Source organism: Neobacillus mesonae, assembly GCF_001636315.1.
GTDB lineage: Bacteria > Bacillota > Bacilli > Bacillales > Cytobacillaceae > Neobacillus > Neobacillus mesonae.
In genome coordinates, this window is the sequence record NZ_KV440949.1 from 1,201,790 (window position 1) to 1,213,702 (window position 11,913).

7 protein-coding genes and 9 tRNA genes are annotated in these 11,913 nt (G+C 41.0%); 1 reads left to right on the top strand and 15 read right to left on the bottom strand.

The window, feature by feature from the left end; translation table 11 throughout:
• Complete coding sequence (locus A6749_RS06040; protein ID WP_066386246.1) at window positions 1-1,401, bottom strand: isochorismate synthase; 1,401 nt, start codon at window positions 1,399-1,401, stop codon at window positions 1-3.
• A 374-nt stretch (window positions 1,402-1,775) separates the two neighbouring features.
• Between A6749_RS06040 and A6749_RS06045 the strand changes: the two genes are divergently transcribed.
• The gene (locus A6749_RS06045) at window positions 1,776-2,714 is read left to right on the top strand and encodes a 1,4-dihydroxy-2-naphthoate polyprenyltransferase (RefSeq protein ID WP_066386248.1); all 939 of its coding nucleotides are present in this window, start codon (window positions 1,776-1,778) and stop codon (window positions 2,712-2,714) included.
• 41 nt (window positions 2,715-2,755) lie between these two features.
• On the opposite strand, the gene A6749_RS06050 is transcribed toward A6749_RS06045, so the two are convergent.
• The 14 genes from A6749_RS06050 to A6749_RS06115 form a co-directional block, all read right to left on the bottom strand.
• Window positions 2,756-5,152 (bottom strand): glycogen/starch/alpha-glucan phosphorylase, encoded by a 2,397-nt coding sequence (locus A6749_RS06050; protein ID WP_066386249.1) that lies wholly within the window; start codon window positions 5,150-5,152, stop codon window positions 2,756-2,758.
• A complete protein-coding gene (gene glgA / locus A6749_RS06055; RefSeq protein WP_066386252.1) occupies window positions 5,127-6,593 on the bottom strand; it encodes a glycogen synthase GlgA in 1,467 nt (488 codons plus the stop codon). Before glgA ends, A6749_RS06050 begins: the two co-directional genes overlap by 26 nt.
• Complete coding sequence (locus tag A6749_RS06060) at window positions 6,590-7,621, bottom strand: GlgC family sugar phosphate nucleotidyltransferase (RefSeq protein WP_066386253.1); 1,032 nt, start codon at window positions 7,619-7,621, stop codon at window positions 6,590-6,592. The genes glgA and A6749_RS06060 overlap by 4 nt, the downstream gene beginning before the upstream one ends.
• An 82-nt stretch (window positions 7,622-7,703) precedes the next feature.
• A complete protein-coding gene (locus tag A6749_RS06065) occupies window positions 7,704-8,849 on the bottom strand; it encodes a glucose-1-phosphate adenylyltransferase (protein ID WP_066386254.1) in 1,146 nt (381 codons plus the stop codon).
• A complete protein-coding gene (gene glgB / locus A6749_RS06070; protein ID WP_066386257.1) occupies window positions 8,788-10,740 on the bottom strand; it encodes a 1,4-alpha-glucan branching protein GlgB in 1,953 nt (650 codons plus the stop codon). The genes A6749_RS06065 and glgB overlap by 62 nt, the downstream gene beginning before the upstream one ends.
• 411 nt (window positions 10,741-11,151) lie before the next feature.
• Window positions 11,152-11,223: transfer RNA gene (locus A6749_RS06075), tRNA-Glu, on the bottom strand.
• An 8-nt stretch (window positions 11,224-11,231) separates the two neighbouring features.
• Window positions 11,232-11,319: transfer RNA gene (locus tag A6749_RS06080), tRNA-Ser, on the bottom strand.
• 3 nt (window positions 11,320-11,322) lie between these two features.
• A tRNA-Asn gene (locus A6749_RS06085) sits at window positions 11,323-11,397 on the bottom strand.
• A 12-nt stretch (window positions 11,398-11,409) separates the two neighbouring features.
• Window positions 11,410-11,483, bottom strand: a tRNA-Ile gene (locus A6749_RS06090).
• A 4-nt stretch (window positions 11,484-11,487) separates the two neighbouring features.
• Window positions 11,488-11,561, bottom strand: a tRNA-Gly gene (locus tag A6749_RS06095).
• A gap of 4 nt (window positions 11,562-11,565) precedes the next feature.
• A tRNA-His gene (locus A6749_RS06100) sits at window positions 11,566-11,641 on the bottom strand.
• 27 nt (window positions 11,642-11,668) lie between these two features.
• Window positions 11,669-11,744: transfer RNA gene (locus A6749_RS06105), tRNA-Phe, on the bottom strand.
• Window positions 11,745-11,753: 9 nt separating this feature from the next.
• Window positions 11,754-11,830: transfer RNA gene (locus A6749_RS06110), tRNA-Asp, on the bottom strand.
• A 3-nt stretch (window positions 11,831-11,833) separates the two neighbouring features.
• A tRNA-Met gene (locus tag A6749_RS06115) sits at window positions 11,834-11,907 on the bottom strand.
• Window positions 11,908-11,913: the final 6 nt, after the last annotated feature.

An 11,913-nucleotide genomic window follows, 5' to 3' on the forward strand; every position in this document is an offset into this window, starting at 1 on the left:
TTATTCTCCCCTAAGGGCTCTAAGCATAGGTCTAAATTTCAAGCCCGTCTCTAAATATTCACTTTCCGATTTGGAATCTGCTACAACACCGCAGCCGGCAAATAATGAGGCTTCATTCCCCTGAATCAGGCCAGAGCGAAGCGCAACGGCAAATTCCCCGTTGCCGCGATAATCGAGCCAGCCAAGCGGTGCGGCATAAAAACCGCGGTCAAGCACCTCAACCTGCCTGATTTTTTCGACGGCTTCCCTTTTTGGGAGACCGCCAAGAGCCGGAGTCGGATGAAGTTTTTCAACCAGAAGCAGTAATGATGTATCATTGCGTGCCTCTCCAATCACAGGGGTATACAGATGTTGGATATCCCTAACTTTCATCAATTGCGGGTGATCAGGAATTATCACTTTTTCACATGACTCCTCTAAAGCCTCCTTAATCATTTCAACCACATATTGATGTTCAATCAGGTTCTTTTGATCATGGAGCAGCGTTTCGCCTAAGCGTACATCCTCCTCCACTGTTTTACCGCGGGAGATGGAACCGGCAAGGCATGTTGATAAAATTTCATTTTCCTGCTTTTTAACCAGCCTTTCCGGGCTTGCCCCTAAAAAGCAGTCCCCATTTGATTCAAAGGCAAAAATAAAGCTTTCATGCTGCTGCCTATATAAATTCTCCAAAACGGTCTCTGCTTCTATTTGCTTGTCAAAGATAAGCCTTAATTCCCGGGCTAATACGACTTTTTTTAACGGACCGCCGGTTAATTCCTTAACGACGTCATTCACAGACTGCTTCCACTGTTCAGGCGCGATTTCCTTCGTTTCGAGAAGCACAGCCTGTTCATTCTGACTGTTTTGATAAAGTGAGTGCAAAAGTTCATTCCGTTCATCCAATATTCTTTCAAATAATGTATGATCATCCTGCGGCATACAAACAATACTCGTTGTCAAATATGCCTCTTCATTGATGATGCTAAGTAAATATTTAGGTAAATAGAATAATGAGTCCGGGTATTTTGACCATAGTTCCGTCTTTTCCTTGTTTGGATCAAAAGAAAAGCCACCAAAAAGCACCGGTCCGACACCCATTTCGACGTATTCGTTAAAAATGAGACTATCCTCTAGAAGATCACCCCACTCTTTTCCAACACGAAAAAAGCGGTCAGTAGCCTGATCCGACTGAATTTGTTTTGAAATTCCAAGTCCAATAAGGATATTTTCACCTTTTGGGTCTTTCCAGAAAAACCTTTCCCCTAAGAAGCGTTCACTTCCTATTTTGAAAAATGATAAAGGATTAATCGAATCCAATTTATATACTTCACTAAGCAGTACGGGGCGGCCTAGCTGCTGTGCTTTCTTGACAGCTGTAATACCTCTGTCTTTTATTTCCGTTCCCTGAATGGTAAGCAAAACAAATCCCTCCAAGACAGCCGATGTCCAGCATATGCCAAAAGGCGGTTACACTCTTCCATGACTGTTGTCCATCCATTTTATAAACCTTTTTAAGATACAACTTCAATTGTAAAGAAGTCAACAACACTTGTCACTACTTATCCTGTTCATTCCTTATTATATGCCAAATTTCGAAACAAAAGGTTAAAAACGTCTTGTTTTATTAATCATTTTCCCACCAAAAATCTGTTTATAATCAGATAGGTATTATCTTCTAGTTTTGATAGTAAAATTTCATTGACACTAAAGTTTTATTTCCATACACTAATGTGTGGACAAGTATATAATTGAAATAGAGGAATTTGATCTATATAAAGGGAGGAGAACAGTTTATGCAGCCAAATTTACAGGGAAATTCCAAGCCGGTTGTTGAAGCAAACAAAGGCTTTCAAGTTTGGTGGCAATTGACCCGTCCCCATACCTTGACTGCAGCATTTGTACCGGTTGTACTTGGTACTGCACTTGCACTCAAAGAGGGAAACATTCATTTTGGTCTTTTCTTTGCCATGTTAATCGCCTGTCTTTTAATCCAAGCGGCTACCAATATGTTTAATGAGTATTATGATTTCAAACGCGGTCTTGATACAGAGCATTCGGTAGGGATTGGCGGAACAATCGTCCGGGACGGCATTAAGCCTAAAACTGTCATGCAGCTTGCATTAGGCTGTTACGCAATTGCCTTATTACTAGGGGTATACATTTGCATGAATAGCAGCTGGTATTTAGCGTTGGTCGGGCTCATTTGTATGGCTGTCGGCTATTTATATACAGGCGGTCCGCTGCCAATTTCTTATACGCCATTTGGCGAATTGTTTTCAGGATTATTCATGGGAATGTTCATTATTTTAATCGCCTTCTTCATCCAAACTGGAACTGTTACGACGGGAAGCATTCTTTTTTCCATTCCTATTTTTATTTTGGTTAGTGCGATTAATTTATCAAATAACATTCGCGATCTTGACGGTGATAAAGAAAATGGCCGCAAAACTGTGGCCGTGTTATTAGGCAAGCAAAAAGCTGTTACATTACTTGCTGTCATGTTCGCCTTTTCTTATTTATGGGTTCTTGGGCTCATTATCAGCGGTACAGCACCGATTTGGACAGCGCTCGTTATTTTGAGCACAGTGAAACCATTTAAAGCAATTCAAGTCTTTAAAAAAGGCAGTATGCCGATTCAAATGGCACCGGCAATGAAGGCTACAGCCCAAACCAATACCATTTTTGGTCTTCTATTCGCAATCGGTATTTTTGTTGGACATTTCTTCTCATAAAACAAAAAAGCTTCTGCCAATCAGCAGAAGCTTTTTTGTTTCTAATAAAGCGGACGTATTCCCCAAATATCTTTTGCATATTCCTTAATCGTACGATCGCTTGAAAAATAACCTGCATGGGCAATGTTTATAAGACTCTTTTGCTGCCAGCCAAGAGTGTCCCTAAATGCTTCCCCAACTTTTTCCTGTGTATTAGTATAAGCAGCAAAATCCTTCAACACAAAATATTGATCATTTTCACCTAGCAGCGAATCAAAAATCGGTTCAAATTCATTGTACACATCAGGGAAAAAGCCATTGACCAGCTGATCCACGACCTCGCGGATCCGCTGGTCAAGATGATAATATTCAACTGATTCATATCCTCCATGACGATAATAATGCAGCACTTCCTCCGCCGTTAAGCCAAAAAGGAAGATATTATCGTCGCCAACAAGCTCATGAATCTCAACATTCGCACCATCGAGCGTTCCCAATGTCAAGGCCCCATTAATCATAAACTTCATGTTACCTGTTCCAGACGCTTCTTTACTGGCGGTTGATATTTGCTCACTAACATCTGCCGCCGGGAAAATTTTTTCCGCTAAAGAGACGCGGTAATTTTCCAAGAAAATCACCTTCAGCTGATCACCCACCTGCGGGTCATTATTAACTTTATCAGCTACCGTATTGATTAATTTGATAATCTTTTTTGCATAATAATACCCCGGTGATGCCTTTGCCCCGAAAACAAACACCCTTGGCGTCATTTCATAGCTTGAATCCTCTTTGATGCGATTAAAGAGATACATAATATGCAAGACGTTAAGCAGCTGTCTTTTATACGCATGGAGCCGCTTGACCTGAACATCAAAAATGGCCATTGAATCAACCGCTACACCATTTTGTTTATAAATGATGTCTGCAAGTTTTTGCTTATTATCTATTTTGATTTTTTCCAGCTGTCTTAAGAAAGTATGGTCATTTTGGTATTGAAGTAATTGTGTCAGTTCATGTGCCGATTGTGTCCATGATGATCCAATCTTTTCTGTAATAAGAGCTGAAAGTGCCGGGTTGGCTTTTAACAGCCAGCGGCGGTACGCAATCCCATTCGTTTTATTGTTAAACTTATCAGGATAGAGATGAAAAAATGGCTTCATTTCCCGCTCCTTTAAGATTTCCGTATGAAGCCTTGCCACTCCATTCACACTGAAGCTGCCGACAATTGCCAAATGAGCCATTTTGACATAATGGTCGGCAATAACCGCAAGCTGGCTGATCCGTTCCCAGTCACCGGGGGATTCTTCCCAGAGCTGACGGCAAAAACGCTCATTTATTTCCTCAACAATCATATAAATTCTTGGCAGCAACGGCTGAAAAATATGAACTGGCCACTTCTCCAGCGCTTCAGACAAGGTTGTATGATTGGTGTATGAAATCGTGTTTGTGGTAATATGCCATGCCTGTTCCCAATCCAGCCCCTCTTCATCTATTAAGATTCTCATTAATTCTGGAATCGCCAGCACCGGGTGGGTATCATTAATATGAATACAAACATATTCATGCAGCTGTTCAAGACTTGAGTGCTGTTTCCGATAGGACCTTAAAATCGATTGAATACAGGCAGATACGAGAAAATATTGCTGCTTCAACCGTAAGATTTTCCCTTCATCATGCGTATCATCTGGATACAAGAACTCTGAAATAGCTTCAGTTTCCCGCTTATATTTTAAAACATCCTTATGAAACGGGAATTGTGCCGGCTCAGCATTCCAGAGCCGTAACGTATTGACCGTGTTCGTGTTGAAGCCGGCTACAGGCACATCGTATGGAACAGCAGTAACCGTTTCGGCATGTAAATGACGAAACACGAGCCGGCCGTTTTCATTTCTGCTTTCTACTTTGCCCCAAAACGGGATACTGACCGCCAAATCCGCTTTGCGAACCTCCCAGACATTACCGCTCCTCAGCCATTGCTCCGGCAGCTCCACCTGATATCCATCGACAATCTTCTGCTCAAATAAACCGTGCTTATAGCGGATACCATGCCCATGTCCCGGAAGATTAAGGGAAGCCAATGAGTCTAAAAAACAGGCGGCAAGTCTTCCTAAGCCGCCGTTTCCTAAGCCTGCATCAGGCTCTAATTCTTCTAGCCCCGTTAACTCAATTCCAAGCTCCCCGAGTCCCTCTTCGACAATTCCCTCAACACCAAGATTCATTAAATTTTGCCGTAAAAGCTTTCCTAATAAATACTCAATCGACAAGTAATAAACTTGTTTATTCTTTGTAGCTAAATAACGTTCGTTGGTTGTAATCCAATCATTGCTGACGAATTCACGAATCATATGACCAAGCGTTTGATAATGATCCCGTGGCGTACTTTCGGAAAAGCTCTTCCCGAACAGCATCTCAAGCCTTTTTAAAAAGGTATGCTTAAATTTTTCTTTCGAAGAAAACATGTGATTCACTCCTTGAGACAAGTTCGGCATAGAGCTGATTATAACTAAAAGCTGACTGTGCCCAGCTAAAATCCTTTTCCATTGCCTGTTTGACAATCTTCTGCCATACCTGTTTATTATGATAAAAACCAAGTGCCCTTTGAATGGTGTATAACATATCATGGGCATTAAAATTTTGGAATGAGAATCCATTCCCCTGCTCGCTAAACTCGTTCCATGCCTTAACAGTATCATTCAAACCACCAGTTTCCCTGACAATTGGAATGGCCCCATATTTCATAGCGATTAACTGTCCAAGGCCGCATGGTTCAAATAGGGAAGGCATTAAAAAGAGGTCTGCCGCAGCATACAGCTTATGTGCTAATTCCTCGTTAAAGCCGGTGTGCACCTTAAGCTTCTCCGGATAAACCCTTGCCGCTTGACGGAAATAGTCCTCATATTCATAATCACCAGTTCCAAGCATAATCACTTGTATATCTTCTTGAAGAATTTCTCTTAATACACATTTTACAAGATCAAACCCTTTTTGTTTGGTAAGCCTTGAAATCATGACTAACAGCGGTGTTCCCGAACTTTGCCTCAGCCCAAATTGCTTTTGGACTTCGCGTTTATTTACCGCTTTTTTAGCCAGGTCATTTACACTGTAAGTTTGAAAGATCAGCGGATCTTGAACAGGATTATAAAAATCTTCATCTATCCCATTTAAAATTCCATTCAGGTCGTCATCTCTTTCCTTTAGAAGTCCATTGAGTTTTTCACCATAGACATCCGTTTGAATCTCCTCTTTATAAGTAGGACTAACCGTCGTAATTTTATCCGCAGCGATAAGGGCACCTTTCATAAAATTTATGTTTCGGTAAAACTCTAGCTTCTGATAATGAGGTAATTGATCTTCAAGACCCAATAAATCTCCCAAAACCTCCTTTGGGAAGATCCCTTGGAACTGGAGATTATGAATTGTAAAAACGGTGTGAATCAGCCCGTACCCTCGCTCCTTATAGTATTCAGTTTTTAGGAGATAAGGAATCATAGCAGTATGCCAATCATGACAATGCAGCACATCCGGGAAAAAGTTCAGTTGGGCGATTGCTTCGAGTACCGCTCGGTTAAAAAAGACAAACCGTTCACCGTCGTCAAAATAGCCATAGAGCCCTTCTCGTTTAAAATAGTACTCATTGTCGACAAAATAGAAGGTAACACCTTGGTAAATTAATTCCTCAATCCCGCAATACTGGTTTCTCCAGCCGACTGAAACGGTATACTCCTTTACCTTTTTCATGTTTTTTTTATATTTCTCGGCAATCGTGCCATATTTGGGCAGAATAACTCTTACATCAGTACCCAAACTTTTTAGCTCTTTTGGAAGTGAACCGGCAACATCCGCAAGCCCCCCGGATTTTGCGAATGGTCCGCATTCTGATACGGCAAATAATACTTTCACGAGTTCATCAACGCTCCTTGCTTCGTCCCTTTACGAACCACATATGGTGACCCTGCTGTTCCGATTAGTTTAGTCCCTGCTTCAATTTTGACATCCTTATCTAAAATGACCGAATCTAAATAGCAATTATCTTCGATGTGGCATTTTTGCATGATAATGCAATTTTTTATGACGGTTCCTTTTCCTATTTTCACACCGCGGGAAACGATACTATTTTCCACTGAACCGTTGATTAATCCCCCATTTGCAATCATCGCATTCTTTACATCGGAGCCTTTTACATATTTCGTTGGCGGCTCATCCTTTACTTTTGTTAAAATGGGCTGTTCTTTTAAGAATAGATTTTTCCATAGATTCTTTTGCAGTAAATTCATACTGGTAGAAAAGTAGGTTTCAATTGAATCGATCATGACTGCATAGCCGCTATAATCATAGTGGCAAATTGAATACCCATGATGTGGAGAGTGAACAACATCCTTCATGCAGGTATACCCTGTTTGATGCCTTGTTTCAATCAGCTTTATAAGGAGTGAAGTTTTAATAAGATATAATTCCAGCGATCTTCCATCCTTATGATGGATTTCGGTAATATCACAGCCTGAGCGCATATGCCAATTCAATAATGGACGGAAATCCATATTAAAGACGGTAAAACAATTACTGATCAATGAGTATTCCTGTGTACTGCGATAAAAATAATCCATATTAGCAGCAAACAGGTCAAATGAACCAACTCTAGTATACTCGCTGTCTACTATTGCTGATGGAAAAAAGAACAGGCCATCACGCTTACGGTTTAAATCCCAGTTCTTCCCCGAACCTAAATGATCCATTAAGGAACGGTACTGCATTTTTGGAAAAATCGCTACGCTTCTTATACCTGAATTCACCATGTTCGAGAGCACGAAGTCAATGATTCGATATCTCCCGGCAAAAGGAAGTGCTGCCAATGAACGGTGAGTTAATAAATCTTCTAAATCTTCATGATAGGTTGTAGCATCAATAATTCCTAATAGCTTTCTCTTCACTCCAAAGTCCCTCCAGTTTCTCTATTCCATGCCCGGCTGAAATCGAACTGCTTCGATACCAGCTGGCGGTTAAAAACATTAACTAATATGCTGGATATAAACCGTTTAACATTTCCTTCGTTACAAGTATTACTTCGCCGTCAAAGGAACGAATAACCGTCCCGTCAGGAATCAGAACATCATGTGGTACAATTGCTTTCTCGATGAAACAATTTTCACCTATAATCGTATCCGGCATGATCACTGAATCCTTCACAATTGAGCCGGTGCCAATAGATACCCCTTGAAATAGGACAGAATGCTCAATCTCTCCTTCAATGGTACATCCTTCGTTTATTAAGGACTCTTTTACTACAGCATCCGGTGAAATGTACTGCGGCGGCTGATTAGGGTTAACCGAATAGATTCTCCAGCTGTTATCAAATAAATCTAAGCCGCAATCATCCTTTAACAGATCCATGTTGGCCTCCCAAAGACTTTCGACAGTACCAACATCCTTCCAATACCCTTTAAACGGATAAGCAAATAGATTTTTCCTATCTTTCAGTAACGATGGAATAATGTCTTTTCCGAAATCATGGCTTGACTCAATGTTTTGTGCATCTGTTTCTAAATATTCCCTAAGTATATTCCAGCTGAAAATATAAATACCCATGGAAGCAAGATTATTTTTAGGATGAGCCGGCTTTTCCTCAAATTCTACTATTCTCATATCCTCATCCGTGTTCATAATGCCGAACCGGCTCGCTTCATCCCAAGGTACCTCAATTAGGGAAATCGTCACATCGGCATTCTTTTCAATATGGAATTCAAGCATCATTTCATAATTCATTTTGTATATATGATCGCCTGAAAGAATTAAAACGTAATCAGGCTGATATTGCTTTAAGTAATTTAAATTTTGATAAATAGCGCTTGCGGTACCGGTATACCATTTAACCTCAGATGACTCACTGTACGGAGGCAATACTGTTACTCCCCCATCTTTACAATCGAGATCCCAGGCACTGCCAATCCCTATATAAGAATTTAATAATAGTGGCTGATATTGCGTTAATACTCCTACAGTATCGATACCGGAATTAGCACAATTGCTTAAGGTGAAATCTATGATGCGATATTTTCCTCCAAATGGTACAGCAGGCTTTGCCAAATCCTTTGTCAATTCATTCAGCCTGCTCCCCTTCCCTCCTGCTAAAAGCATGGCCACGCATTTTTTCTTTACCATTCCCTTTACGCTCCTTCCGTTTTCTCACTGGTCTTAACATTTGAAACCCAAACGGGGCTATTGATAAATGAAGTGAATATGGTTTCCCATGAAATGGCTCAGAAGCCGCCATTATTGTCTTTTTGTTGATGACGCCGCTGCCGCCAAATTCCAATTGATCACTGTTAAAAATCTCGCGGTATGGCCCTGGGGCGGGAACCCCTATTTTATAATCCGTGTATGCTACACCTGTGAAATTACAAACAAAGATTAACAAATCCTCTTCTTTTTTCCCCTTTCGGATAAATGTGAAAATTGATTGCTCTGCATTATCCACAACAATCCACTCAAATCCGTCCGGTAAATGATCCAGTTCATAAAGTGCTTTAGTGCGTTTATAAACCTGTATCAGTACTTTTACATATAGATTCATTCTCTGATGCATTTCATAATCCAACAAATTCCAATCTAATTGATCTTTATCCTTCCACTCGGCAAACTGACCAAATTCAAATCCCATAAACAGCAGCTTTTTCCCTGGATGGGCAAACATATAGCCAAGTAACAGCCTAAACTGGGCAAATTTCTCCCAATAGTTACCTGGCATCTTATCAAGCAAGGACTTTTTCCCATGAACTACTTCATCATGTGAAAATGGGAGCATAAAGTTTTCAGAAAAAGCATACAAAAGTGAAAACGTTATTTTTGAATGGACATGTGACCTTGCAAAAGGCGGAGTTTGCATATATTCCAAAACATCGTTCATCCAGCCCATATTCCATTTATAATCAAAACCTAATCCCCCGTAGCGTGCCGGTGCAGTAGCATGGGGGAATTCCGTGGAGTCTTCACCAATCATTAAAAAATGTGGATCGTATTGTTCAATTACTTGATTTAACTTTTTTAAGAAATGAATACCAAATGGATTTTCACGTTTTTCATCACCGGTATTCGGCCAATAAATAATATTTGCAACTGCATCCATCCGAAAACCGTCGATATGGAATTCATTCATCCAAAATAATGCATTAGAGATTAAAAAGCTTTGAACTTCTCCTTTACCCAGATCAAAATTCGCTGTTCCCCAAACAATATTTTCCCTATCAGCGGCATGTTCATAGGAGTATAGATGTGTACCATCGAAACGGTATAATCCATGAGCATCTTTACAAAAATGGCCCGGTACCCAATCAAGGATGACCCCAATTCCATTAAGATGGCATTGGTCAACAAAATATTTAAACTCGTTTGGTTCTCCGTATCTTGAAGTAACAGCATAATACCCTGTCCCTTGATAGCCCCAAGAGTCATCGAGCGGATGCTCGACAAGCGGCAGCAGCTCGATGTGTGTAAAACCATGCTCAATTACATAAGGAATCAGCTCCTCGGCCAATTCTTTGTATGTAAGATAGCTGCCGTCCTGCTTTATTCGCCATGATCCCAAGTGGACTTCATAAATAATGATTGGCTCCGATAAGGAATTACTATCGGACCTTCGTTTCATCCATTGGCTGTCATGCCACTTATATTGATTCAGGGAATAAACGACAGATGCAGTATTCGGTCTTACTTCAGAATAAAAGGCAAATGGATCTGCTTTAAGCATCGTTTCCCCTGATTTAGTCGTAATTTCATATTTATAAGTCTGCCCTTTCAGATCTTGATCAACGACTATGATCCATATGCCTTCTTCATTCATCCTCTGCAATTCATATCCACGGCCATCCCAGTTATTAAAATCGCCTGCAAGTCTTACTTGAAAGGCATTTGGGGCCCAAACACAAAATCGTGTATATTGTTGATGGGAATCACTAACGATATGGGCACCAAATAACTGATAACTTTGAAAAAGGTTTCCCTCATGAAATAGATGCAGCTGATAGTCAGTTGGTAAAAATGTATTGACTGTCATGATTCTCCTCTTCCTCATCTGAGAATATGTATTTCAAAATACAATTATATATGCAATTGGGTCATATTCCTCAAAATACTTTTTTATCTTTTCAGACAATTTCGACGTCTATCTTTGTTAAAAGTTCAATTTTCCCCGGGTTTCAACCTTATTCGACAATTATTTCTCTGTGTTTCGACAGAAAAATATTGCTTTTTTCAAAAAATATTATTCACTGAATAGTAATTTAAGCGTTTTCATTTTATTGTTTGATGAAAAGGATAGTTATAGCAAGGATTATTAAGAGGCATAGATAGACCGTCTGGAGGAGATTGGTTTTTGATTGCATGTGGAAAAGAGACAGATAACGTTGGAATTTTTCATGCTAAAAAACAAAAAAACCTGATAACATAAGTTATCAGGTTTTGATTATGACCCCTACGGGATTCGAACCCGTGTTACCGCCGTGAAAGGGCGGTGTCTTAACCGCTTGACCAAGGGGCCAATAGGAACGGAGAAGGAGGGATTTGAACCCTCGCGCCGGTTACCCGACCTACACCCTTAGCAGGGGCGCCTCTTCAGCCACTTGAGTACTTCTCCATATGGCTCCGCAGGTAGGACTCGAACCTACGACCGATCGGTTAACAGCCGATAGCTCTACCACTGAGCTACTGCGGAATAATAATAGGATGGGCCTAAATGGACTTGAACCATCGACCTCACGCTTATCAGGCGTGCGCTCTAACCAGCTGAGCTATAGGCCCATTATGGAGCGGGTGATGGGAATCGAACCCACAACAACAGCTTGGAAGGCTGTGGTTTTACCACTAAACTACACCCGCATCATGGGGCGGGTGATGGGAATCGAACCCACGAATGTCGGAACCACAATCCGATGCGTTAACCACTTCGCCACACCCGCCATTACTATATTTATTTTTTATTAAAATGGTGGCTCAGGACGGAATCGAACCGCCGACACAAGGATTTTCAGTCCTTTGCTCTACCGACTGAGCTACTGAGCCACAATTTAGTGGCGGTCTGGACGGGACTCGAACCCGCGACCTCCTGCGTGACAGGCAGGCATTCTAACCAACTGAACTACCAGACCGTATTGCGGGGGCAGGATTTGAACCTGCGACCTTCGGGTTATGAGCCCGACGAGCTACCGGACTGCTCCACCCCGCGATAATA